This window comes from Nonlabens sp. Ci31, assembly GCF_012974865.1.
Classification (GTDB): Bacteria; Bacteroidota; Bacteroidia; order Flavobacteriales; family Flavobacteriaceae; genus Nonlabens.
In genome coordinates this window covers 3,451,580-3,477,356 of the sequence record NZ_CP043633.1, presented here as the reverse complement: position 1 = coordinate 3,477,356, position 25,777 = coordinate 3,451,580, and the positions used below count along the sequence as shown (strand labels likewise).

The following is a 25,777-nucleotide window of genomic DNA, read 5'->3' as shown; positions in this document are numbered from 1 at the left end:
TCGGCTGTCCGACTAATAATGTGTCTGGGAATCAGATTTAAGAACTGCTTGATTATGAGGTGTCCGCTAAAGTGAGTACTTTTATTCATAGCCATTGTTTTGTTGCAAAACCAAAGTACTATAAAGCGGGAAAACCTATATGGTAATCCCGCTTTTAAAAAAGTTTAATCGGACATTAATGTTTTTAATAGAAATCTGTATCTTTCAATTTGATAAATACACATTTATGAATAAGCTATTACTTGCGTGCATTTTAATTATCTCAACCATCAATTCAATGATGGCTCAAGAAAACTACATGGTGGGAATTAAGGTAGGCGCACCTGCAGGGAGCATTTCTGATTTTTTTGCATTTACACTTGCCGGTGAGATGGCCTATATAAAACCGGTTAGCAGCAGCATTAGATTGGGTGCATCGGTAGGCTACACTAGGTTTTTTGGAGATAAGGTCGATGTACGTATTTCTAATATTGGTGTAGTTGAGGGAAGAGTAGAAGATCAGGGATTTGTGCCCGTAGTTTTCAAATCACTGTTCAATCTGGGCAACTCTGGTTTTGGTTTGGGCGCTGACCTTGGCTATGCGATAGGTGTGGATAGCATTAACGGTGGTGGATTTCAATATGAACCTAAGATTTTTTATGATACTGGAATGCTATTATTTACTGCCAGTTATCAAGGCATAAGTCTGACTGGCGGTAATTTCAACAATGTCCAGTTTGGCGTGGCCTATCAATTCAGATAGAGCAATAATTGTTTATATTTCATTGAAAACTAAGGTTCCTGGTGTGGTTCCGCTTTCGCGAAAGCGAAACAACCACTATCTTCCTACCTCAAAATCTACCTATGAAAAAGATTCTATTTCTCGCTATTCTATTTATTTCTACAGCTGTATTTGCTCAAAAAGTAGATTTCAAAGCGCTGGACAAATACATCTCTCAGACCCAAAAAGACTGGAACATTCCTGGACTGAGTGTCGGAATTGTAAAAGACGGTAACATCGTCTTTGAAAAGGGCTATGGTCAGATGGATGTGAATAAAAAGCAACAGCCAGATGAGCACACACTTTATGCTATTGCCAGCAATACAAAAGCCTTTACAGCGGCAATTATGGCGCAACTGGTAGAAGAAGGAAAGGTGAATTGGAAAGATAAAGTGCAAGATCATTTGCCGTATTTTGAGCTGTATGATCCTGCGATAAGCAGGCTGGTGACCATTGAAGATTTGCTGAGTCACAATGTAGGACTAGGGACTTTTTCTGGTGATGTGATCTGGTACAAGTCGGAGTTAAGTACAGAAGAAGTGGTCAAGCGTATGAAGTTTGTTCCCCAAGCCTACGGATTTAGAGATGGTTATGGGTATTCTAATTTGATGTTTATTACTGCTGGTGCATTGATAGAAAAAGTAACCGGTAAGAGCTTTAAAGAAAATGTGACGGAGCGTTTTTTGAATCCGCTGGAGATGGATGATACGGTAGTGAGTATTCAAGATTTTGGTAACAATACAAATGTGGCGACCCCTCACGCAATGGATACCAATAATAACAATTATGCAATTCCATGGGTAGGTTGGGATAATGTACAGTCGACAGGTGGAATTATCTCTAGTGTTCATGACATGAGCAAATGGATGATTCTCAACATGAATCACGGAGTGAAAGATCAGGACACTTTATTTTCTACTTACAGCCGCAATAACATGTGGAACTTGCACAACAGTTTTGGCGTGAATCAGGTAAAAAGAAATGCCACTGGATCGCAATATGCGGGTTATGGTTTGGGATGGTTCTTAGGTGATTATTACGGTAACTTTAGAGTGCGTCACGGCGGTGGCTATGACGGAATGATCTCTACAGTCCAAATGTTACCAGATGAAAATCTAGGAGTAGTGGTGCTGACCAATGGTGTAAAAGCACCAACCAATGCCATTGCTTATTACATATTGGATCGCTTCCTGAACAGAGATAAAAAAGACTGGAGCAAGGAAATGCTAGAAAGTTATGATAAGTGGAAAGTAAGCGACACGAGAATAGCAGAGAGACAGGCTATGCAAATAAAAGGAACCCAGCCTATCCTAAAAAAGGAAGCTATTATAGGAACCTATCATGCAGACATTTATGGAAACTTTGATGTGGTAGAAGAAAATGGAATACTCCAATTAATATGGGAACACACGCCATTATTGAACAGCAGCTTGAAGCATTTTAATTACGATGCTTACGAGATCCAATGGAAGGAACCACAGGCATGGTTCAGTTTTGGAACGCTAAAGTTTGAAAGTGATGCCTATGGTAAAGTGACCGGTTTAACCTTTGATATTCCTAACGACGATTTCTTTTTCTCTGAAATGAATGCTAAGAGAGTGGAGTAGGACTTTCTATTTTTTTAATAATTCTGCTTTTACGGTAATTAGGACATCGTCGGCTATTTTATCAGCAACTATGTTAGGTATTTTAATATCGTAAATTTCTGGATCGATACTAAAATTGGAACTGAGAAGGATGCTTTTTCCTGTTCTACTAATGACTACAGGTATGGAGATAGGTTGAGTAACTCCATGTAATTCTAAAGTACCATCTAAAGTAAATGTTTTAGAGATATTTTGAGAAAGAGCGGTTGGTGTAAACCCAGTGAGATTTCCTTTTATAGTCGCTTTAGGATATTCGTCACTTTCCATATAGTTTTCATTAAAATGCTCTTGCATGAGTGCTACAGGAAAACGAAATCCCTTTACCAAAGCTAGTGCTGCGATGTTACCTGATTCAAGATCGAGAACAACAGTTGTACTTTCATTGATAGCTTCGATAGGTTCAAAAGCTGGTACAGAAGCTTTAAAGCTAATTTTCCCTATGCGTGTTTGATAACGTTCGGTCTGTTCTTCAAGGTTTATGGAAGAGATGTAAGTTAATGATAACATACAAATTAGAAATACTTTCATAATTAATTTTCTAGGTATCCGTCTGCTTGCCATTGCAAGATCAGGTTGATACTGTTTTGAGGCAGTTGATTGCCTTGAGGCATGAGTAAAGGATCACCTACGCTTCTAGTGATTCGATCAATAACATTGCCGTTTTCAGTGGCGTCTCTAAATTGAGCGTAAGTGCTGTAACTATTATTTCCAGATGAAAAATTATCATTGTGACAAGACAAACACTGGCTTTCCACAATTGGAAAAATATTTGTAGCATATTTTACAGTAGTTGTGATAGGAGTGTCGTCTACAAGATCATCTGGACTCGTGTTTGTACAAGAGATGACTAGTAAAATAGGAAATATATAAAACAAAGAGTATTTCATGTCAATTATTCTGCTATAAATATAGGATTCTGTGATCAATATGTTATAAATTTAATTAATATTTGACATAACAGATGAAAAAAATAGTACTTATAGCTTTTTTTATTGTCATTATAGGCATTCTAGGGTACAACTATTTGTATCAGGACCATCGTGATGTGGCAACTAGTAACGCCACATCATCGTATACATCAACAGAGCTTTTGGCACTTTTTACGGATAATGACGCTAGGAATGATACCCATGCATTAGATCAGGTGATTGAAGTTTCTGGATTAGCGACTGATAAATCGGCTACCTCTATCACATTAGATCGTCAAGTATTTATAGAATTTACAGAGCCACATAAATTTTCATTAAATCAAACCTATACGTTAAAAGGTCGTTGTTTAGGGTATGATGATTTACTGGAAGAAGTTAAAATAGATCAAGCGATATTTATAAACCCTTCTAATTAAAAACAATATGAAAAAGAACTACTCATTTTACAGTATTTTAACCGCCATACCTTTAGGACTTTTGTGTCTTGTTAGTTTTTCTAGTGGCCAAGGAGGAAACTTTTCAGGGTCACCAGGAGATGCCGGTAATACGTGTACCAATTGTCATGCTCCAGGAGCAAACCATAATGGCACACCATCACTTACTAGTGTGCCTGCAGCTTATACAGCAGGTCAAACCTACAATATGAACCTTATGATAAATGGTTCTAATGTACCAAAATTTGGTTTTAACATCACAGCAGAAGTCGCTGGTGGAACTAAAGTAGGCACTTGGAGTGCAGGAGCAGGTACTCAATTGCGTAATGGCGGTACTGGATTAACGCACACTACTGCAGGAAATAGCAGTAACAACTGGACGATAAGGTGGACAGCACCAGCCTCAGATTTAGGGCCAGTGACCTTTTATTATGCCACTCTTCAAGCCAATAATAATGGAGCTCATAGTGGTGATCAAATGATCAATGGCCAGTCTTCTTCTGTGTTAACTAATGCAGACGAGTTGATCAGTTCCTTTAAATTGTTTCCTACTCATGTAGTAAACGACATGAATATTGAACTGGCAAATTCTGAGGAAGCAGCCTTAACCATTTACAACATGAATGGGCAACCAGTATTACAACGCAACATAGAGCGACAAAACCAAATTGATCTGACTTCTTTGTCTACAGGAATTTATATCAGTCAGGTGATCGTAGGTGATCAGATTTCTACTCAGAAATTTATTAAGAAATAAACCATAAACCTTTAATCAAAGCCGCTCTATTTGTTGAAGCGGCTTTTTTGATATTATGAAACATCTATCAACCTTATTTGTATTCTTGATGGCTCTAATTGCCGGAGCTCAAGAAGATCTATTAGAAGGACTGGATCCAGAAGTGGATAAGGAAGTTATTGCCACCTGGAAATCATTGAAAGTGGTCAATTTTGAAACTACAAAATTAGTAGCTCCTAAAGAATTTCAATTGATCATCTCTCACCGTTTTGCAAGTGTAGAGAATGGTATTGATGATCTCTTCGGTATGGATAATGCCGTGACTCGATTTCAATTTGCTTACGGACTTACGGAATGGATGCATGTGGAAGCAAGTCGCACGGGCTTTAATAAAACCTACCAACTTGCTTCAAAATTTAAGCTTAAAAAACAAGAACGCGAAGGCTTTCCTTTTTCTATCGCTTTATTTACAGCGATGGATGCCAATACAGAATTAGATAAGTCCATTTTCCCTAAATTAGAATTTATAGATCGACTCGGTTATACAGCTCAGTTTATAGTAGCTAGAAAAATATCTAAAAGACTGTCCGCTCAGTTAAGTCCTACCTTGTTTCATCAAAACTTTGTTCCTTTTGATCCACAAGACAATATGCAATATGCCATGGGATTAGGTGCTCGATATAAATTAACTAACAGGTGGAGTATCAACGCAGACTATGGTTATCACCTGAATCGCGCAGACGGTAGTCCATTTGTGAATCCGCTAAGTATAGGTGTTGACCTTGAAACTGGTGGCCACGTCTTCCAGATGCATTTTACAAACGCTCAGCCTATGTTAACCAATGGTTTTTTGAGTCAAGCAACAGGCGATTGGACAGAAGGAAGGTTCTATTTTGGATTTAATCTGGTACGTGTTTTCTAAAGATTAATTTCTACATTATAATTCTTTAACTCTTTTTTATAGCTCGCGTCAGAGAAATCGGCTGTTTCAATTTCTTTGGCGCTTTTTATTTTAATCTGTTTTCTTTTTATGGCTCTAGCAAATCTGCGTACATGAGTTTCATTACTTATTTTAAGTCCAGGAACAGCTACGGTTTTCCCTTGCTCGTCTTTTGCTACCATAGTAAAAAACGAAGAATTACAATGTTTAGACTCGCCAGTTTGAATATTTTCTGCATCTACACGTATTCCTACAACTATAGAAGAGGTGCCTACGTAATTAACAGTGGCTTTTAGAGTCAACATCTCGCCCACTTCTATAGGAGCTTTAAAATCGACCACATCTACACTGGCCGTTACACAATAAACACCACTGTGTTTGGAAGCGCAAGCAAATGCAATTTGGTCGATAAGAGAGAGGACATAGCCTCCATGTACCTTTCCTGAAAAGTTAGCATTGGAAGGTAACATCAATAGCGATAACATCACTCTGGACTCTTCTGGAGATTTGAATTTATCTTTCATAATTTATGGGTTGTTCAATAAGCTGGAGGAGTGTTCCGCTGAAGTTTGTATCGAGCCTAGTCGAGATGCGAAAGCGGGATTTCAATAATTAATCTCGATTAAAATGAGGACTGTTCTCTCTTGTTACTTCAGTAATAAAGTATTTGGTATCCCCCCAAAAAAAGAATGTACTAAATTTTTCTTCGTACTTTAATTGCACATATTCTCCTTGATATTCTTTTAATTTTTTAATGACTTCTGTTTTGTTATCCAGTACAGAAAAGGAGAAGATTTGTGCACCACTTATTCCTTGTGAGATCTCGCCCTCCCATGTTTTTACGATCACACCTTTGTGAGAAAACTTGATCAATTCACCACTGCGATAGCCGTCAGAATAGGTGGCAAAGTAAATAAATGAATACCATATCACTGCAAGCAGTACTATGGTTGCTAGTATAACCCCTAAAATCTTTTTCATATCACATAGTTTTTAAACAGTAGTCCGATAACAATTGCAATTCCAAAGCTAAGCAATGTGCCAATCAATACATACTCGGTCAACTTCATGTTTTTTGCCTTGCTCAGGTCACCAAATCTAAATACAGATTTTGCTGTTAATAACAACCCGACTGCACTGAAATGATCTGTAATGATAAAAAGAAAGATGAGTAGTCTTTCTAGCATTCCTATCCATTTACCAGCATTTTTAAGTCCGTAGATTCCAGTTTCATCATCGGTTAATGTCCATCTCGTAAAAAATATTTTTAACATAACGCCCACTGGGCTCGTCAGGAACAGTATACAAAATAGAAAGGGCCATAGGATTTTTAAATAGGCAGCACTCATGGTGAATGTTAGGTTTGAAGTGTATGCAGCTATAATTAGGATGATTATAATATGAGCCAACTGATCCAGGGCAAACAGCCAGCGCATATTTTTCTTAGTAGTAAAATAGAGTTTGCCAGCGTCTATGAGTAAATGTGTTACAAAGATAATAAGTGCTACATACCAAAACTCCACTTGCCATAATACCAACCAAGACAGCGCAGCATGAATACCAGCATGCATATAAAGGTGGTAAGAACCCAACAAGTGTTTTTCTTTTTTCTTTATGAGCTTATCAGTCTGAAAGATAAAATCACCCAGAAAGTGCGCTATTAATAGTTTAATCAATAGTTCCATCGCTCACGTCTTTATAAAATTGTTTAAATACGCTTAAAACTTCTTGGGTTTCTTGCCAGTGAGCTCGGTCTAGTCTTCTACTAGCAGTAGCTTGTTGAACTCCTAGTTTTTTACCCAACTCCGCTTGAGTAATATGTGGTGTTTGGAACATCTCATAAACTGTAGTAGCACCGTTTTCTGTCCATTCATTCATGAAGAGTAGTGCCATTTTTAATAAACTATTCATATACACATCTAAGTGTCTACCGCTGTCTATCATTATTTCTTGCTCTTTAGACTTTAGAATATCCAGTAACTCTCCCGATTTTGTAAGTGCTGATCCAGTAGATTTTGCAATATTGTTATCGATCATGGTTACGCCTCCCAGCCCTATGGCTATACGCACATCTAGAAGTGCTGTTCTTTTTAATGCAGCTTTTAATTCTATCACACAATTAAGAGCCAGTTCTGGATGATTCATCCATGCCTGAAAACTGTCACCGCGGTAAATTAAGAACCGATCTGGGCTTGAATATCTTTTTAAAACCTCCTCTATGGTCTTGAGATAGTATTTTGGTTGATTCTTTTGGGAACCTATAATGTCACCGGCAAGGACTACTTCCATAATAGCTTTTTTAAATTATTACGTAAAAGCGTAATACTTCAAATATATTACATAATAACGTAATATTTAAATTTATTACGTAAAAGCGTAATAATACTACTTTATTACATTATTGTGTAATAATTGAGGTTTGTGATCTAAAAGGGCAGTAGGTTTTAAATTCCAAAATCCCTAATGGACTCACTAACTTAATGACTCAAGAACTCAAAACTAATAACTCAGAGCCTTGACTAGCTCAACGGCTCATCACTCGCATCCAAAACGTCTGGGTCGCTTTCTATAGCTCGGTTAACGAGTTTTTCATTGAGAGATTTATTAGCTTTTGCTCCCAATCTTTTTAATAGTTCAATACGGCCTACTAGATTTCCAGAACCTTCCGTAAGCTTATTCATACTGGATTTATAGGTTTTTTGGACCGTATCCATTTGGGTGCCTACTTTGATTAAATCTTCTGTAAGGCCTACAAATTTATCGTACAAAGCCCCAGCAGCAGTAGCAATATCTAGTGCGTTCTTTTGCTGTTTTTCATTTTGCCACATGGTGTCAATAGTACGTAATGTAGCCAGTAGCGTGGTAGGGGTAACAATTACGATATTTTTATCAAAAGCCTCACTGTACAAGTTTCCATCATAATTTAATGCCATGGCAAAAGCCGGCTCGATAGGCACAAAAAGCAATACAAAATCAGGGCTCTCTATATGGTAATCGTGATAGCTCTTTCCAGAAAGATCTGTCACGTGTTTTTTAAGTGATGCCACGTGCTCTTTTAGATAGCGCTGTTGCATCTCTTCATCTTCTTCATTGATAAAACGCTCGTAAGCATTAAGGGATACTTTTGAATCGATCACCATTTTCTTACCTCCAGGGAGGTGGATCACTACATCTGGAAATAAGGTTCTTCCATCTTCTGTTTTGATGCTTTGCTGTACTTCATATTCAGAGCCTTTTACTAAACCAGATTTTTCCAACACTCGTTCCAGGACTAATTCCCCCCAATTCCCACGCATTTTGGAATCTCCTTTTAACGCTTTGGTAAGATTGCTGGTTTCCTTACTCATTTGTTGATTGAGTTCTTTAAGACCTAAAATCTGTTGTTTTAAAGCACTTTGTCTGTCGATAGTGTCTTTATGTGTGTCTTCTACACGTTTTTCAAAACTCATGATTTTCTCCTGCAGCGGACTCAGAATTTGCTCGATATTCTTTTTGTTTTGGTCGGTAAACTTGATGCTTTTTTCGTCTAGAATTTTATTGGCGAGGTTCTCAAATTCCTTGGTGAACTTTTCGTTGAGTTTCTCGATTTCCCCTTGTGCTTCTATATGTTTCTCTTCCGCTTTCGCGAAAGCGGTACGTTGCTCAGCTAGTAATACATTCAAGTTTTCTTTCTCGATAGCTACCTCTCGATATTCTTTATCTAGTTTTTGAAGCCTGCCACTCAATTCTTGTAGGTTTTCTAACTTTTGCTCTAGTTGTGCGCTGTACTGGCTATTTTCATGTCGCAGTCGGTCGCGTTCTTCCATGGCAGGTTGCAATTTAGAAAGTTGAGAATCCAATTGTCTCTTTTCTGATTCTAAAAGATTCATAGTTCCTGAGAAACGTGTTTTTGCAAAAAACCAAGCCACAACGGCACCGATCAACACGCCGATGGTTAAAAACAACAACCAATTCAATTCTTGAGACATAAAAAATAGATTTAATGTAAAAATACGATCTGTGCTCATGTCTTAAAATAGGAAGGCAACCTAGTTATTCACAAGTCTTATAACAGCTTAGAAAGGCGCAGGTACATGAATCACAACGGGCTTTAAAGTTACTGGATGTATAAATTCCAGTCGCTCTGCGTGTAAGTACAATCGGTCTTTCTTAAAACCGTAAAGATCATCGCCTATAATAGGGCAGTTCAGTCCTAAAGGATGAGAGGCGTGAACACGCAACTGATGAGTGCGCCCAGTAATGGGATAGAAATGAACTCTCGTTTTTCCATCTTTGCGCTCCAAAACCTCAAATTTCGTACGAGCACTTTTACCGTGTATAGGATCTACCATTTGAAAAGGACGGTTATCCAGATCTACCCGTAGTGCCAAATCAATAAACCCAGTGTCTTCTTTTACGTTTCCATCTAGTAAGGCCACATACCGCTTTTTAACGCTGCGCTTTTCAAACTGTTCTTGTAGTTTTTTATGAACTTCTAAGGACTTAGTAAGTACCAATATTCCAGAAGTACTCATGTCCAGTCTATGAACTATAAGAGGCCCAGTAGCTTGAGGAAAACGCAGCTTCATTCTATATGCTACAGAATCTTCTATAGTTTTACCGCGCACAGAAAGGAACTCCTCGGGCTTGTTTACCGCCATAAGATAATCATCCTCATAGATAAGCGGAAGCTCTTTTCCTGCAGCAGGATTGATTAACATAGGGTTGTCATCAACCTCCAGACCTTGCAACATGTGTTCCAAAATCGGTTCGCATTTAGAGCGACAAGACGGGTAATAATGGCCGTGCTTTCTAATTTGGGATTTTAGAGATGCTCCATACCAAAACTCAGCCATGGCAACTGGTTTTAGATGGTTGAGATAGGCATATTGCAACAACTTAGGTGCGGCGCAATCACCAGTTCCTGAAGGAGGAAAGTAGGGCGGTATGTTTTTAAAGAGTTGCAATGCATTTTTAGAATCTCCCTTTGCATTGAGGAATTGGTACTGTTCAAAAATCCAATTTTGAAGCTTGTTGGATAATTCCTTACGATTTGCTTTAGATTCCTTGATTTTTTCCTCTTTGCTGGAAACAACTTTTTCTAACGGAGTCATTTTAGCACCCAGATAGATCTGGTATTCCTTTAAAAGAAATTTAGCATGCATTCCCTGCGTTTGATGAAGATCGAGCAGTTTTTTATACGCTATGTCAGTTAAGGAATGTACCGCTTCTTCTCGTTGCTTTTTACGATCTGCTTTGTTTTTGGAATGTTTTTTACGCTGGTTGTAGAGCAGGAGCTCGTTTTCTTTTTCTAATTTTTGAAGCTGTTTTTTACTTTTTAGATAAACGACATCCTTTTCTAAGAAATCGATTTTTTGATTCCATACATCGAGTTGAGAATTTTCTTTTACATACTTGCTGTTTTCTGCAAACATATTGAATACTAAAGGAACAAATGGAGTATGCTTTTGCTCTCCAGTAATGACACCAGAATATGCCCAAAGATGTCCTAATTTTCCATGGCTATCTTCCACAACAAGAACTCCAAACATTTTCCCAAGCGGATGTTGGTAATTTTCTGGGCCTAAATTCAAATCATAAAACCAGTCTTTAAAACCATCTATATAGGTTTTTAATTGCTCTGCAGCTTCCACAGCCATTGGATGTGGCTCATAAAGAAAGGGAAAGGTGAATTTTGAAGGTACATCGATATCTTTTGTTGAATCAAAGCTGTGCAGAATGGAACTCATCAAAGGGATAAATAGATTAATACAACAAAGGTAGGATTAAAAGATGGCTTTTAGGACCCCAAAAAGAGGAAAGGAGACCTGCTTTCTTACCTATAGTCATTGGTGCTGTAAAAGCGGGAGACAGTAAAAGAGTAGCTCGTATTTATTATTATTATAAAGATTATTTTTTGTAACTTTCTGGTAAATAATATACTTAGGTTGAGAGATATCATACGATTTTTGTTAGTAACACTATCCGTTCTTTTTTTAACAGTTTCTTGTCAGGATGCGGATATAATGAATGAAAAGGAACGCAAATGGCTCAATGAACGGGAACACATTAAGGTAGCTGTATACCCATCCTATACACCCTATATTTTCTTGGATGAAAAGGATAACCCACAAGGAATCCTTATGGATTATTTAAAGCTTCTAGAAAAAAGGGCGCAGTTCAAATTTGATATTAAGAAATACGATGATTTTTCAAAAATCATGGAAGATGCTCGTAACAATAAATTAGATCTAATTCTTGAAATCCAAGAATCTCCATCCAGAAGAGAATATCTTAATTTTTATTTTAAATTGTTTGAATCACCTTATGTGATTGTAGGTAAGAAAGCTCAAGGGCCAACAAAGACCATAACAGATTTTGAAACGGCAACCTTTTATTTGCCCGAAGGCTTTGCAATAGTTGAAAATCTAAAAATTCAATTTCCTAAAGCGACGATTTTAACCCCATGTGGAACTGATCTGGAATGTCTAAAAAACATTTCTGAAAGTGGAGAAGGTTATTTTGTCGGCCCCAAAGCTGTAGTGACTTATTATATAGAGTCCAAAAGCTTTAATGATTTAGAGATTTTAAAATACACAGGTAGCGATTATGAACCATCCATAGCTGTTGTAAAGAATGATGTCATGCTCAATGATGTTATTTATAATGCTATGCAGAGTGTTGCCTATCAGGATAAGCAAGAAATCATCGATTCCTGGTTGGTGACCTTTAACAAGCCTTTTTACCTTAGAGTATCTTTCTGGGTCAAGTTGTGTATTGGAATTTTATGTTTGTTACTATTGATAATAGTATTTAATAGGTACTTAAAATATGTAATTAATTCAAAAACAAGTGAACTTAAAAAGGCCAAAATTAATGCCGAGCAAAGCAGCAAATTAAAGACTTCGTTTATTAATAATATTACCCATGAAATGCGTACTCCTATGAATGCCATTATGGGTTTTTCAGGTTTGTTAAGTAAGGAGGGGCTTGAGGAGAATCAGAAAAATGATTATGTTACCATCATTAATCAAGCTTGTCTGAAATTAATGGATATGATGGATAATGTGCTTGAAATATCTATGCTGCAAAACAAGCAACTAACGGCTCAAAAAAACACCGTACTTCTTACAGAACTATTGACCAAATGTTTTGATAAATACAAGGATAATGAGCGGTTAAAAAATATCCAATACCAACTAGTTCTGGATATTCCTGAAAGTAAAAATTGTGTTGTCGTAGATGAAAATAAGTTGTCTAAAATTATAAAGTATGTTATTGATAATGCGATTAAGTTTACGTGTCGGGGTGAAGTTATCATCTTTGCAACTATAAAAGAAGATGCTGTTATTATCAGGATTACAGATACTGGAATAGGAATTTCTAGCGAACGTCAGAAATCTATTTTTGATAGTTATTCCAAGTCCAATCAAGATACTACAGAGTTATTTGAAGGTTTGGGATTGGGCTTAACCATTTCAAAAGCTTATGTTGAATTAATGAACGGCCAACTCGATATTCAGTCAGATTTAGGAAAGGGAACTACTGTTCATATCAATATCCCCATAAGCATAGAAAAAAAGCAAGAATCCTGTGGTAAGGGAATAAACGAATCAACCAAAAGGCCAATTCCTTCCTTCTATAAAATTTTGATTGCTGAGGATGTAGCCTTGAATTACTTATTCCTCAAATCGTTGTTAGAAAAAATGAATGGCTACGATTTTCAAATTATCAGAGCAGAAAACGGGCAAGAAGCGATTGAAATAATGGAACGGGAACTCAATATAGACCTCGTTTTTATGGATATTCAAATGCCTATTATGAATGGTTATAAGGCGTCACTGGCAATTAAAGAAAGGTTCCCTCACATACCTATAATTATTCAAACTGCCTACACTAACTCAGAGGATAGACAGAAAGCTTTTGCATCTGGATGCGATGATTTTATATCAAAACCCATTAAGCCTGCGGTAGTAAAAGACATATTGAAAAAGTTTATCAATAATTAAAAATCAACAGATCTTATAGATGGCAGTAAATGTAACCAGATTTAAAAAGGGCAGTTTAAGAATTACTTTTTGGTAAAGATCATCGCCACCTTTTTTTCATCTTTATCTGTCATCTTTGAAGTCGCTTTAAGTTTCTCTATAAAAACAGCAACTTCTTCCTTAGATGAAGGGCATCCTATATTTTGACCTTTTTCATTAAAAGAGTTGGTGACCACATTTCCTGCGGCATCAAGAATGACCCAAAACGGCAAACCAGCAATATCACCTTTATATTTTTTAATCAAGGCTCTAGAGCCTGCGTTTTCTAAAGCTACTTTATCGCCGTTCTCAAAAACAACAATGGGAAGCATTACATAGTTTTCGTTAAAATAAGAAGCTATGCTTGGATCTTTTATTTGTTTAGTCATTCGGTGACACCAGCCGCACCAAGAAGCTTCAAATTTAACTAGTACATGCTTTTCTGATGCTGCCGCTTCATTTAGAGCCTTATCCATTAATACATCTACAGACTCTTGAGCGGGTGACAAGGAAGTACCAGCGATTAAAAATGCAACTAAAAGAATACACTTTTTCATTTTTTTTAATTTTATACGATAAATATACTAAAAGTTATGATCCCAGGCTTTGCATACCTACCAGACTGTGATAAAGGCCTTTTTTAGCAAGCAATTCTATATGTGTTCCTTGCTCTACTATTTCTCCTTTTTTCATAACTACTATATGATCGGCATTTTGAATGGTAGAGAGTCGGTGGGCGATGACTATAGAGGTTCTATTTTTCATTACTTTTTCCAGTGCATCTTGTACCAGTCGTTCACTTTCTGTATCAAGAGCACTGGTGGCCTCATCCAGTATCAAAATTGGTGCGTTTTTGAGTACCGCTCGAGCGATAGAAAGACGTTGTTTCTGCCCGCCGCTTAGTTTGTTACCACTGTCACCTATGTTGGTATGAATGCCTTCAGGAAGTTCTTTTACAAATTCCCAAGCATTCGCAATTTTCAAGGCATCGATAATTCGTTCTTCCGAAGCATTTTTGTCACTCAGTGCCACGTTAGTAGCGATGGTATCGTTAAATAAAATAGAATCTTGAGTTACAATCGCTATTTGATCTCGTAGACTTTTAAGCGTTACATCTTTAATATTCAAGTCGTCTATGGTAATAGTCCCTTCTTCTACATCATAGAATCTAGTGAGTAGATTTGCAATTGTACTTTTTCCAGAACCACTTTGCCCGACTAGAGCTACACTGGTTCCTTTAGGAATGTTTAGGGAGAAGTTTTTGAGAACCGGTTCTTCCAGGTAAGAGAAGGTGATGTTGTTGACTTTTATCGCTTTCGCGAAAGCGGGAATAGCAACAGCTCCTTGTTGATCTGCGATATCATTTTTAGTATGAAGGATTTCTAGCACACGCTGGGCAGCTGCATCACCTTCTTTTACTTGATAGCTGGCTTTTGAAAGTGCTTTTGCTGGAGTTAAAATCCCATAAGCAAGCAACATAAAACCTATAAAGGTGGTTCCTTCAATAGCTTGCTCTACAATGACAAGACGACCACCATACCAAAGTAAAATACCTATAACCAAAATTCCAAGAAATTCACTGACTGGACTCGCTAGACCTTTTCTGTGATTAAGCTTTACCGAAAATCTATAAAGTCTGCCGGTGCTATTTTGAAAACTTTCTTCTAACCTGTTTTCAGCATTAAAACCTTTGATTACTTTAAGCCCGCCTAAAGTTTCTTCTAGTAAGGACATGAAATATCCTTGTTCTTTTTGAACTTGATCGCTTCGTTTTTTGAGTTTCTTACCTATACGAGAGATTAAAAAACCAGAGACAGGTAAAAATAGAAGCATGAAGATGGTGAGCTTAGGGCTTATAACAATCATAAGCGCTAAAGAAAAAACAATATTTAAAGGCTCTTTGACTATAAGTTCTAATATGGACAAAAAACTGTTTTGTACTTGCAGTACATCAGCACTTGTTCGTGCAATCACATCACCTTTTCTTTTTTCAGAAAAATAGGCGATGGGAAGGTGTACAATTTTGGAATACATATCATTTCTAATATCTCTCAAAACGCCATTGCGCAGAAACGCAATAAAGTACATTCCTAAATAGCCAAATAAATTTTTTAAAAAGAAAAGCACTAGTACCAACCCTATAACCAGCAGTAAAGCGGTTTCTTTATTGCCTATTTCGCTAGTTAAGTAGAAACCCATGGAGCCTTTAATGTACGACATCAAATCAAGTATACCTGTCCACTCTGGTTTTGTAGTGACTTGTTGTGTCTTGTCAAACAGAACGTCCAGCATTGGGATAAGTGAAATGAAACTCAATGCTCCAAAAAAAGCAAAAAACACATTACAAATTATATTCAGTATTCCATAGCTCTTATAAGGCTTAGCGTACCGTAAAATCTCTTTAAAATAATTCATTTATTTATCTGTCAAAACTGGCAAGAATGCCTTTAATTTTTTCTTCTAACTGCGCATGGACTTCCGTATAATTTTCCACTTGATCCAGCGCCGTTTTCACCGAGATATAGAACTTTATCTTAGGTTCTGTTCCACTAGGCCGCGCTGCAATCTTTGAGCCATCTGCTAGATAGAAAATCAAAACATTAGATTTTGGAATAGCAATGAGTTCTTTTTTGTTCAACTGCTTGTTGACTCTAGTACTGGCTGCATAGTCTTCTATGATCGTGACATCTTGTCCACCTATCTGAGCAGGCGGATTTTCCCTTAAATCAACCATCATTTGCTTGATCTCTTCTGCTCCAGAAATTCCTTTTTTGACAAGCGAAACGAGCTTTTCTTGATAACAGCCGTGTTTTACATAGAGCTTGATCAATTCTTGATAGGTTGTTGAAGCATTCGCTTTCGCAAAAGCGTACATCTCACAAGCTAATAATGCTGCAGTAACCGCATCTTTATCACGTACAAAATCACCTACCATATATCCAAAACTTTCCTCGCCACCACCTATAAAATCTTGCTGAGGATAGTCTTCAATCATTTTGGCAATCCATTTAAAACCAGTCAGACCTTCTTTACATTCTACGTCATAGGAATGCGCTAAATCGTGCATCATAGGTGTAGAAACTATAGTAGAGCCTATAAAGGGATCTTTTAAGGATTTTAAATCGGTTTGCTTCAAAAGGAAATCGGTCATAGCAATCATGGTCTGGTTGCCATTCAATAATACCATTTTACCATCATTATCACGAACAGCAACGCCTAAACGGTCGCCATCTGGATCTGTTCCTATAACAATATCAGCATGAATTTTATCGGCCAGATCAACAGCCATTTTTAATGCTTCTGGCTCTTCCGGATTAGGAGATTTAACCGTTGGGAAATTACCATCTGGAAAAGCTTGTTCTTTAACGACATGTAAATCGGTGTATCCAGCGCGTTTTAAAGTTTCTGGAATTAGGGTAATACTCGTACCGTGAAGACTGGTAAAAACAATTTTTAATCGAGATCGATCTATATCACCCGCTGTTCTGCCGGCTTTGATACTGGCTTCTATAAAGGCATTATCATCCTCTTCAGTAAGTAATTCAATTAATTTAGGATTCCCATTAAAGTGGATGTCACTAAAGTCTGTGGAACCAATTATATCTAATATTTCTTGATCCTGTGGTGGGACCAACTGACCACCATCTTGCCAGTATACTTTGTAACCATTATACTCTGGCGGATTATGACTTGCAGTCAATACGATTCCTGCGTGGCAACCTTTTGCCTTAACGGTATAAGAAAGCAGTGGAGTAGGGCGCAATTCTGCAAAAAGGTATACATAAATACCATTAGCACTGAAAACGTCTGCTACTATTTGTGCGAGCTCTTTAGAATTGTGACGGCAATCGTAGGCTATAGCGACTTTTATTTGCTCATTAGGAAATTGCACATTTAGATATTGAGAAATACCCTGTGTATTTTTTCCTAAAGTATATTTATTAATACGGTTGGTTCCCACACCCATAATACCGCGCATTCCACCAGTACCAAACTCTAGATCTTTATAAAATGATTCTTGAAACTCATCATTATCTGCTGTGATTAACGCTAGGGTGCGTGTTATAGTAGTCTCGTCAAATGGCTCGTGAGTCCAGGATTGTGCAGTTTTAAGGATGTGTTCTTTGTTCATGTAGGAAAAGCATATGTTCTTAGACAAATATAGGTATAAGTAGGCAGTAAAAAGAGTAGGCAGTAGGCAGGTTCATTTGTTTGCTGCGCTCACAAATGTGAGTAGGCAGTAGGCAGGTTCATTTGTTTGCTGCGCTCACAAATTTGAGTAGGCAGTAAAAGAGTAGGCAGTAGGCAGGTTGATTTGTTTGCTGCGCTCACAAATGTGAGTAGGCAGTAAAAAGAGTAGGCAGTAGGCAGGTTCATTTGTTTGCTGCGCTCACAAATTTGAGTAGGCAGTAGGCAGGTGGATTTGTTTGCTGCGCTCACAAATTTGAGTAGGCAGTAAAAAGAGTAGGCAGTCGGCAGGTTGATTTGTTCGCTTTGCTCACAAATGTGAAGTAGACAGTAGGTGGCGTTGATAGCTGAGTAAACAAAAGTGAATAAGCTATCGAACTGCTTTACGAGGTAGTGATTGCCTACTCACATTTACAGCTTGCTGTAAATCCACCTGCCTACTGCCTACTAAGTAGCGCAATGGGTCGTATAATTTTGAGATAAATCTATTGCATTTAGTAATTGGTTGTACCAAGACTACTGCCTACTCATATTTACAGCTTGCTGTAAATCCACCTACCTACTGCCTACTAATTAGCGCAATGGGTCGTATAATTTTGAGATAAATCTATTGTATTTAGTAAATGGTTGTACCAAGACTACTGCCTACTCATATTTACAGCTTGCTGTAAATCCACCTACCTACTGCCTACTAAGTAGCGCAATGGGTCGTATAATTTTGAGATAAATCTATTGTATTTAGTAAATGGTTGTACCAAGACTACTGCCTACTCATATTTACAGCTTGCTGTAAATCCACCTACCTACTGCCTACTAAGTAGCGTAATGGGTCGTATAATTTTGAGATAAATCTATTGCATTTAGTAATTGGTTGTACCAAGACTACTGCCTACTCATATTTACAGCTTGCTGTAAATCCACCTGCCTACTGCCTACTAATTAGCGTAATGGGTCGTATAATTTTGAGATAAATCTATTGCATTTAGTAAATGCTTGTACCAAGACTACTGCCTACTCATATTTACAGCTTGCTGTAAATCCACCTGCCTACTGCCTACTAAGTAGCGTAATGGGTCGTATAATTTTGAGATAAATCTATTGTATTTAGTAAATGGTTGTACCAAGGCTACTGCCTACTCATATTTACAGCTTGCTGTAAATCCACCTGCCTACTGCCTACTAAGTAGCGCAATGGGTCGTATAATTTTGAGATAAATCTATTGTATTTAGTAATTGGTTGTACCAAGACTACTGCCTACTCATATTTACAGCTTGCTGTAAATCCACCTACCTACTGCCTACTAAGTAGCGCAATGGGTCGTGTAATTTTGAGATAAATCTATTGTATTTAGTAATTGGTTGTACCAAGACTACTGCCTACTCATATTTACAGCTTGCTGTAAATCCACCTACCTACTGCCTACTAAGTAGCGCAATGGGTCGTATAGTTTTGAGATAAATCTATTGTATTTAGTAATTGGTTGTACCAAGACTACTGCCTACTAAATCTCTTGTGCCACTGTATAGCGATTCCCTTGATGGCCATTTCTTAGAATAAGTTCTCCTAAGAAACCTGCAATAAAGAAAAGCGTTCCTAGAATCATACTGGTTAACGCGATAAAAAACCAAGGGTTATCTGTTACTAAATTATAAGGAATATCATATGCCATACGGTAGAGCTTTGAAATGCCCACGTAGCCGGCAATTATAAAGCCTATCAAAAACATGATGACACCTAAGGTGCCAAAAAGGTGCATAGGTCGTTTGCCGTATTTTGAAATAAAAGCAATAGTGATCAAATCTAAAAAGCCATTGATAAAACGCTCGTAACCAAATTTAGTCGTACCGTATTTACGCGCTTGATGAATAACCTCTTTTTGTGTGATGTTCGTAAATCCTGCATTTTTTGCTAAAACAGGAATATAACGGTGCATCTCGCCGTGGACATCTATATTTTTTACGACTTCGCTTTTGTACGCTTTTAAGCCGCAATTAAAATCATTGAGTTGTACACCACTAGTTTTACGTGCGGCCCAATTGAAGAGTTTGCTGGGTAAGTTTTTAGAAATAACACTGTCGTAACGCTTTTTTTTCCAGCCGCTGACAAGATCGAAATTACCTTCTGTAATCATTTGATACAACTCTGGAATTTCACTTGGAGAGTCCTGAAGATCTGCATCCATAGTAATAACTACTTTTCCTTGAGCGAGTTTAAAACCTGCATGTAATGCCTGAGACTTCCCGTAGTTCGTCTGAAACTTGATGCCTTTTATAGGGTTAAGAGCCTGAACTTGATTCTGCTTTTCTTCCTGCTGGTAGGCATGGCGCGAAAGCTTGCTTATGATGTCCCAACTTGCATCCGTACTACCATCATCTATATAAATAACTTCATAAGATACAACGGTGGTTTCCATGACGCGATTGATCCATGCCTGCAATTCTGGAAGCGATTCTGCCTCATTTAGAAGCGGGATGATTATGGAAAGATCGGTTTTATTCAAACTCGTAAGGTTTATCCTTTTTAATAATTAGACTGGAGATCAAGCCAAGGACAGTAAAAAACGCCAAATTACCTAGGTATCCAATGATAAGACTAGTAATGCCAAAAGGAGTGGGGCTAATTTTCATAGAATCACGTATTTGATCTTCCGAAACTTGTCCAGCAGCATCTTCCATACCCAACCAACCCAGCATTTTCTCACTCATTTCTACAGATGCCTTTATGGTAAGCTCCAGCAATTCCTGTTTTGCGCCTGAATCAATAATATTGAAAATTAAAATACTTGCAACTACATAACCAAAGAACGCAATGGCAGTGGTAATTACAAAGTAGAGTAGGGCAGTCCCAAAACTGATGTAACCACCTAATTCTTTTTTGGCTTGTTTTTGAGAGTAAACAGCCAAAATAAACATCGCAATTGAAAGAGGGTAGGTAATTAGTGGATTTAGGAAAAGACTTAGGTTTATTTTCCACATGATAAAATAGGCCACTATGAAAAGTGTAAAACCTAGGAGTCCGTTTTTAAATGATATTTTTTTTAAGGTTGAGTCCATCATATTAATCTTGAGCATTTAATATCCAAATATAATAAGGAAAATACTACCAACTATCGCTGAGGTATTTTACTAATAACGAGTCCAGAAATCAACCCTGGAACGGTAAACATAAGAGTTTTAGTCGCAAATCCTAAGGCAAATTCTGATAAAGAAAAAGTTGGTTCTTTGAATACTTTAACCTGGGCCAGGTTGCTCTGAGTCTTGTCATTAATGCCACGCCATGCTTGTAATAAAATTTCTTTGGCGTTGGTATCGATATGGTTAAGCAAAAGGTAGTAGGTAATGGATTCGGTTATAAAAACCAAAAGGATACAAATGAAGTAAGCTAAGATAACTTGTCTAAAAGAAACCTTACCATTCATTACGACCCTTGCCCACACTTGTGCGATGACACCAAATATGATGGGGTAAATATATATAGATGTGTTTAATAGCGGGTTTAAATAATCCTGGGCCTTCCACATGTACATATAGATTCCTAGGGTAAATAATGCTCCTACAAGTCCTAAAATTAAGGAGTTTCTCTTGATCGTTTGTTCCACAAAAATGGTTTTTAAATAAGAACGCAAATATAAAGCTAGGAGGTGTGGTTTTAAGCCTTACATTTGTTTTAAATTAATTAGGAATTAAAAGGTTGTTATTTAAAGAAAAATAATTAAATTTGCAGCCGCAAAAGAATAAGATTTAAGTCATGCAAAAAGGAATACACCCAGAGAATTATAGATTAGTAGCGTTTAAGGATATGTCTAATGAAGAAGTTTTCATTACCAAATCTACTGCAAATACTAGCGAGACCATCGATTTTGAAGGATCAGAATATCCATTGATCAAATTAGAGATTTCTCGTACATCTCACCCATTTTATACGGGAGAAAGCAAACTTATCGATACTGCTGGTCGTATTGATAAATTTAAAAACAAATACTCAAAATTTAAGAAGTAATTTTCTTAGAGTTTTAGTCATATTTACAACGCCTCGCAACTTGCGAGGCGTTTTTATTTTTAAGCCTTTCCATAGGTAAAACCGTCATTAGCTAAGTTTTTTTAAGTGGTTTACGGTGATTTATATAGGGACGATTTTCTTACGGCGATACTGGCGCGAGCTACTCTATGAATACTATTAACCTAGCAGGTTCTCTTTGATTCCAATTTATAAAACCTATTTAAACTGGTGTTTAGAAGATTTATCAAAACCTAATCGATCATAAAAAGTCATCATCGTCGACCTGTAAAGCGAGAAGATCATCCACCTGTGAACCGATCTTTAAATGATGGGTTTGCATTAATTTGTTGCTCAAGATTTGGCTATGTATACCGTCAACTTTGATTTTGTTCCATACTTTTGGATTTAAACAGCTTACTTTTGGAATAAAAGTTCTAAGATACCTTGCCCTACTGGATTGATTTTAATGACAAAAGAGGCCTGCGCATCTGCACCAAATTTACTTTTTAATCACTTTTATTTGTAGACTTATTGCTGCTATATTTTATCAGAAGCTCTATCGAGTATGTCCTTTTCATATTTATTGTGAACGGTAATCATGGCAAGTCCAAAAAGAACAGCCACCACAATTAAAATAGTACTGATCGCACCACTCACTCCAAAAGACATCCTTATTAAAATGGTAGATATAATAAATCCGGAGTTTCTAATGATCTTATGAAATTGATCAGTATAAAATAATGATATTAGAAGAAGTACCACATCAACTAAAATAAGCACGGTAAAAAACTCGTCAAAAAATAGATTGTTGATACTCTCAAAAGGTGCTAAGTCATTAGGAGTAAGAGAAAACCCTATAGCCCAAGTGACAAGAGTGTACAAGGCCATAACAAAGAATAATGGCACCAAAATAACGGCAATTACTTTTTTCTTATAAATGAACTTTTCCACTCTGGGCTTTATGTTATTTATTAGAGTTAATTTTCTTCTGCCTTGCTTTTGAAATTGAAATATAAAATAGAATAGCAGTAGTGATCCTATTAAATCATAAGTAAATTGTAAATCTCCTTTTATTTCAAACCACTCAGAAGAAAGTTCTAAAGAAGCTAAGTCTTTAAATAATTTACGAATAATGATCAACGTTATAATTTCATATTGCTTGGTGATATAGGTAGTGATGGACTGAGGTAAATAATAAATAAGTAAATAAACCTCGTAGATTAGGATAAAAGAAAATGGCGTGTAAACGGCAGATATAGGGTTTTTTAATAATCCGGTGTCTATAGATAACTCTATAAAATCAAATTTGAATAAATAGATCACTGCTAGGTGAACAAAAAAGCTGAGAAGAGCAAGATTGAGAATGACTTTTTCAGTTCTTTCCCGAGTCTTATCAGAGAAAAATTTTTCAAATAGGAATATCATTTTGTTCTTTTGCATATTATTTAGCCCCCTTTTTAAGCGATAGTTAACCGGTCAGTCGTAAAGTCTAAGGTATACTAAATTTTTAGATCATTAACTTTAATACATCTCTAATAGAAAAACAAAATTAGTTGACTGAATTTTTGTCAGTGATTGAAAAACTAGACTTAGCCTGCCAATTCTAAAGGATGTTCTTCTATTTGTTTGGAATTTCACCCATAGCTTTTTCGGCAATAGCAGTTATGGTTAGCGATGGATTTACACCCGGATTAGCTGATATCATTGCTCCATCGATCACTAACATATTGATGTAGCCAAAAACTTTATTGTCTTTATCAATCACACCGGTTGTGCTGTCTTTCCCCATAACGGCACCGCCCAGAATATGTGCGGTAGAAGGAATCCCTGCAAGTGTCTCTAACGCAAAAGAGGTACTTACTCCTTTGATGGCTTTGCTGTAGGCCTTCACCAGCTGTATAGACTCTGGGATAAAAGGCGTAGGAGCTTTACCTGTACTTACAGTCGAGGACATTTGCCCAATCGCGTTGCGTTTAAACTTTAAGGTACTATCCAGCGTTTGCATAAATAGTAAGACAACTGTGTTTTTTGCCCAACCGTTAACAAAATAAATTTTAAAATAATCTACAGGATGTTTAAAAAGCTTACCTATTGTCTTAAAAATACGTGAGGTCACATTAGAACCGGTAACATAGGGCAAATGAGCTAATTTCCAGGCGTCGGAGCCCTCTCCATACCGGCAAATTTCTAGATGACTGTTTTCATCGGTGTGGAGAATGCTGCCTATGGCAATACCTTTAGAATAATTTTTATCTTTTTCCAACCCACTAACACTTATCAAGGTTTCATTATTACTGCGTATATCTTCACCCAACTTATCTGATAAATGGGGTAGTGATTTCATTTTGAGTTTTAAAAGTAACTTTACCGTACCTAAAACACCACCAGAAAAGATCACTCCTTTGGTTTTTATTATTTTACGCTTAGCAAATAACTTAGTACTGCTTTTTATGGAAACTTGATAGCCTTGAGAACCATCAGCAGCATTTATAGGCTGCACATCAATCACTTCATTTTCAGCGCGTATTTCTGCACCATTTTTTTGTGCGAGATAGAGGTAGTTTTTATCCAGGGTATTTTTTGCATTGTATCTACAGCCAGTCATGCAAGCACCACAAAAATTACATCCAGCACGTTCTGGTCCTTTACCTTTAAAGTAGGGGTCCTTTACAGTAACATCAGGCTCACCAAAAAAGACAGCAACTCGAGTAGCATCAAATTTTTCCTTGATATTTAAATCTTTTGCAACTTTGTGGAGACCTAGATCCCCATCAAATAATTTAGGATTTTTTGTAGCGCCTAACATTTGAAGTGCCGTATCGTAATGAGGCTGTAGCTCGGTTTCCCAGTCGTTTAATTCTTTCCAACTACCAGAGTTGAAAAATGTAGTTTTTGGTGTGGGTAGGGTATTGGCGTATACTAAAGAACCACCGCCCACACCAGTTCCAGAAATAATCGCAATATGTTTAAAAACAGAAAGTTTCATGATTCCAAAAAACCTTAGATACGGCACCCATAACCATTTTCTGAAGTTCCAATTGGTTTTAGGAAAGTCTTTTGCTTGATACCATTTTCCCTTTTCAATTACCAAGACTTTATATCCTTTTTGAGATAACCGCAACGCACTAACAGATCCTCCAAAGCCGCTTCCTATTATGATATAATCGTATTCCATATTAGTTGAACTTACATTTAAAGCAATTTTTGAAAAAGAAAATATTAAAGGAAGCTAATTTACGAATAAGATTTAAAAATAGTTGGTGTGTTTAAATTCTTCAAAACACTTAGAAAAGTTTTTTAAAACTATTTTTTAATAAAAAGCCTTCCTAACCCCAATAAAAATAAAAACCATGACTGTATACGCCAAAAAGAATGGCAGTATAAGAGCTTTAAAATCCAATACCAGCATTACAGAAATGATGAGTAATTGGAAACCCAGACCAAAGGTAGAAACACTAGTCATGAACCATTTGGGGAATATTTTTCCAATTCCTGCATTGCGATCTAAAGTATAAATGGTCTTATCAAAAGCCCCATAAAAGAATAGGTACAAACTAAAAAGGACATTGACATGTTGTTGTTTTTCGCCTTTTAATGCCACTGGTGTTTTGGTTTCAAATACACGACTGGTAGTATCACCATCAAATTTATTTCGCAAAATCACGTAGTAGTAGTTGTACAGTGTTCCTTGTAACTGCAGTCCTAAAAAGGCGGTAATACAGATCCATATAGGAGTATCTGTAATGAACCAGATAGATAGGAAAAACAAAGCGTTTAGGATAATGTCTGACACCGAATCTAAATAACGACCCGTGTAGGATGGTTTTTGTTTTACGCGAGCCAGCTCACCATCTGCGGCATCAAGTATGGATTTGAATATCAAAAAGAATCCAGCCAGCCAAAAGTACTCTTGTAGAATACAGTAAATAGCTATGAGTCCGGATATGATAAAACCTATGGTCACATGAATAGGCGTGAACGAAGTGTTTTTTAAGGAGTTGGCGATCATCTTTGCTACTGGTCTTCCGTAATCGGAGAGATCAATAAATTTATGCTCTTGGGGTAATTTGGACATGTAATGTCATAGAAAAAGTACTGCGGAATATACCATTTTAGAAAGCTGCAAATATAAGCTTAA

The 25,777-nt window shown here is 36.9% G+C and carries 24 protein-coding genes; 7 read left to right on the top strand and 17 right to left on the bottom strand.

Annotated elements, in window-relative coordinates; genetic code table 11:
* Positions 1-277: 277 nt before the first annotated feature.
* A complete protein-coding gene (locus F0365_RS15315; RefSeq protein WP_169934503.1) occupies positions 278-742 on the top strand; it encodes a hypothetical protein in 465 nt (154 codons plus the stop codon).
* Between the two features lie 101 nt (positions 743-843).
* On the top strand, positions 844-2,367 hold the full coding sequence (locus F0365_RS15310; RefSeq protein ID WP_169934502.1) for a serine hydrolase: 1,524 nt from the start codon (positions 844-846) through the stop codon (positions 2,365-2,367).
* Between the two features lie 6 nt (positions 2,368-2,373).
* Here the strand turns inward: F0365_RS15310 and F0365_RS15305 are convergent, their stop codons facing one another.
* Both F0365_RS15305 and F0365_RS15300 read right to left on the bottom strand, forming a co-directional pair.
* Positions 2,374-2,934 carry a YceI family protein gene (locus F0365_RS15305; RefSeq protein ID WP_169934501.1) on the bottom strand — a complete coding sequence of 187 codons (561 nt, stop codon included), beginning with the start codon at positions 2,932-2,934 and terminating at the stop codon, positions 2,374-2,376.
* Between the two features lie 2 nt (positions 2,935-2,936).
* The gene (locus F0365_RS15300; protein ID WP_169934500.1) at positions 2,937-3,293 is read right to left on the bottom strand and encodes a hypothetical protein; all 357 of its coding nucleotides are present in this window, start codon (positions 3,291-3,293) and stop codon (positions 2,937-2,939) included.
* Between the two features lie 74 nt (positions 3,294-3,367).
* Between F0365_RS15300 and F0365_RS15295 the strand changes: the two genes are divergently transcribed.
* The 3 genes from F0365_RS15295 to F0365_RS15285 are packed head-to-tail and all read left to right on the top strand — an operon-like array spanning position 3,368 to position 5,427.
* Positions 3,368-3,751 (top strand): OB-fold protein, encoded by a 384-nt coding sequence (locus F0365_RS15295; RefSeq protein ID WP_169934499.1) that lies wholly within the window; start codon positions 3,368-3,370, stop codon positions 3,749-3,751.
* Between the two features lie 7 nt (positions 3,752-3,758).
* A complete protein-coding gene (locus tag F0365_RS15290) occupies positions 3,759-4,526 on the top strand; it encodes a choice-of-anchor V domain-containing protein (protein WP_169934498.1) in 768 nt (255 codons plus the stop codon).
* A 55-nt stretch (positions 4,527-4,581) separates the two neighbouring features.
* Positions 4,582-5,427, top strand: coding sequence for a DUF5777 family beta-barrel protein (locus tag F0365_RS15285; protein ID WP_169934497.1), 846 nt, complete (start codon positions 4,582-4,584; stop codon positions 5,425-5,427).
* Here F0365_RS15285 and F0365_RS15280 read toward each other — a convergent pair.
* The 6 genes from F0365_RS15280 to F0365_RS15255 all read right to left on the bottom strand — a co-directional run bounded on the left by F0365_RS15280 (position 5,424) and on the right by F0365_RS15255 (position 11,174).
* On the bottom strand, positions 5,424-5,969 hold the full coding sequence (locus tag F0365_RS15280) for an acyl-CoA thioesterase (protein ID WP_169934496.1): 546 nt from the start codon (positions 5,967-5,969) through the stop codon (positions 5,424-5,426). The genes F0365_RS15285 and F0365_RS15280 overlap by 4 nt on opposite strands.
* Positions 5,970-6,057: 88 nt before the next feature.
* Complete coding sequence (locus F0365_RS15275; RefSeq protein ID WP_169934495.1) at positions 6,058-6,426, bottom strand: 6-phosphogluconate dehydrogenase; 369 nt, start codon at positions 6,424-6,426, stop codon at positions 6,058-6,060.
* Positions 6,423-7,130 carry a DUF3307 domain-containing protein gene (locus F0365_RS15270; protein WP_169934494.1) on the bottom strand — a complete coding sequence of 236 codons (708 nt, stop codon included), beginning with the start codon at positions 7,128-7,130 and terminating at the stop codon, positions 6,423-6,425. Before F0365_RS15270 ends, F0365_RS15275 begins: the two co-directional genes overlap by 4 nt.
* Positions 7,114-7,734: a hypothetical protein gene (locus F0365_RS15265; RefSeq protein ID WP_169934493.1), complete on the bottom strand. Its 621-nt coding sequence runs from the start codon at positions 7,732-7,734 to the stop codon at positions 7,114-7,116. Before F0365_RS15265 ends, F0365_RS15270 begins: the two co-directional genes overlap by 17 nt.
* A gap of 230 nt (positions 7,735-7,964) precedes the next feature.
* Positions 7,965-9,413 carry a DNA recombination protein RmuC gene (gene rmuC, locus F0365_RS15260; protein WP_169934492.1) on the bottom strand — a complete coding sequence of 483 codons (1,449 nt, stop codon included), beginning with the start codon at positions 9,411-9,413 and terminating at the stop codon, positions 7,965-7,967.
* Positions 9,414-9,500: 87 nt separating this feature from the next.
* The gene (locus F0365_RS15255) at positions 9,501-11,174 is read right to left on the bottom strand and encodes an RluA family pseudouridine synthase (RefSeq protein WP_169934491.1); all 1,674 of its coding nucleotides are present in this window, start codon (positions 11,172-11,174) and stop codon (positions 9,501-9,503) included.
* Between the two features lie 276 nt (positions 11,175-11,450).
* On the opposite strand from F0365_RS15255, the gene F0365_RS15250 reads away from it, so the two are divergent.
* Positions 11,451-13,433, top strand: coding sequence for a response regulator (locus tag F0365_RS15250; RefSeq protein WP_169934490.1), 1,983 nt, complete (start codon positions 11,451-11,453; stop codon positions 13,431-13,433).
* Positions 13,434-13,495: 62 nt separating this feature from the next.
* On the opposite strand, the gene F0365_RS15245 is transcribed toward F0365_RS15250, so the two are convergent.
* The 6 genes from F0365_RS15245 to F0365_RS15220 form a co-directional block, all read right to left on the bottom strand.
* Positions 13,496-14,008 carry a thioredoxin family protein gene (locus tag F0365_RS15245; protein ID WP_169934489.1) on the bottom strand — a complete coding sequence of 171 codons (513 nt, stop codon included), beginning with the start codon at positions 14,006-14,008 and terminating at the stop codon, positions 13,496-13,498.
* 34 nt (positions 14,009-14,042) lie between these two features.
* A complete protein-coding gene (locus F0365_RS15240) occupies positions 14,043-15,866 on the bottom strand; it encodes an ABC transporter ATP-binding protein (RefSeq protein WP_169934488.1) in 1,824 nt (607 codons plus the stop codon).
* A gap of 4 nt (positions 15,867-15,870) precedes the next feature.
* On the bottom strand, positions 15,871-17,583 hold the full coding sequence (locus tag F0365_RS15235) for a phospho-sugar mutase (RefSeq protein WP_169934487.1): 1,713 nt from the start codon (positions 17,581-17,583) through the stop codon (positions 15,871-15,873).
* A 1,558-nt stretch (positions 17,584-19,141) separates the two neighbouring features.
* On the bottom strand, positions 19,142-20,140 hold the full coding sequence (locus F0365_RS15230; RefSeq protein WP_169934486.1) for a glycosyltransferase family 2 protein: 999 nt from the start codon (positions 20,138-20,140) through the stop codon (positions 19,142-19,144).
* Positions 20,133-20,696 carry a DUF4199 domain-containing protein gene (locus F0365_RS15225; RefSeq protein ID WP_169934485.1) on the bottom strand — a complete coding sequence of 188 codons (564 nt, stop codon included), beginning with the start codon at positions 20,694-20,696 and terminating at the stop codon, positions 20,133-20,135. Before F0365_RS15225 ends, F0365_RS15230 begins: the two co-directional genes overlap by 8 nt.
* 50 nt (positions 20,697-20,746) lie before the next feature.
* Positions 20,747-21,238, bottom strand: a complete 492-nt coding sequence (locus F0365_RS15220) for a DUF4199 domain-containing protein (RefSeq protein ID WP_169934484.1) — start codon at positions 21,236-21,238, stop codon at positions 20,747-20,749.
* 149 nt (positions 21,239-21,387) lie between these two features.
* Here F0365_RS15220 and F0365_RS15215 point away from each other — a divergent pair, with 149 nt between their 5' ends.
* Entirely contained in the window at positions 21,388-21,639 is a 252-nt protein-coding gene (locus tag F0365_RS15215; protein WP_169934483.1) for a type B 50S ribosomal protein L31, read from the top strand.
* Positions 21,640-22,176: 537 nt separating this feature from the next.
* Here the strand turns inward: F0365_RS15215 and F0365_RS15210 are convergent.
* The 3 genes from F0365_RS15210 to F0365_RS15200 form a co-directional block, all read right to left on the bottom strand.
* Positions 22,177-23,079 carry a hypothetical protein gene (locus tag F0365_RS15210; protein ID WP_169934482.1) on the bottom strand — a complete coding sequence of 301 codons (903 nt, stop codon included), beginning with the start codon at positions 23,077-23,079 and terminating at the stop codon, positions 22,177-22,179.
* 178 nt (positions 23,080-23,257) lie between these two features.
* Positions 23,258-24,814: a GMC oxidoreductase gene (locus F0365_RS15205; RefSeq protein ID WP_169934481.1), complete on the bottom strand. Its 1,557-nt coding sequence runs from the start codon at positions 24,812-24,814 to the stop codon at positions 23,258-23,260.
* A 135-nt stretch (positions 24,815-24,949) separates the two neighbouring features.
* Positions 24,950-25,714, bottom strand: a complete 765-nt coding sequence (locus F0365_RS15200; RefSeq protein WP_169934480.1) for a CDP-alcohol phosphatidyltransferase family protein — start codon at positions 25,712-25,714, stop codon at positions 24,950-24,952.
* Positions 25,715-25,777 lie beyond the last annotated feature (63 nt).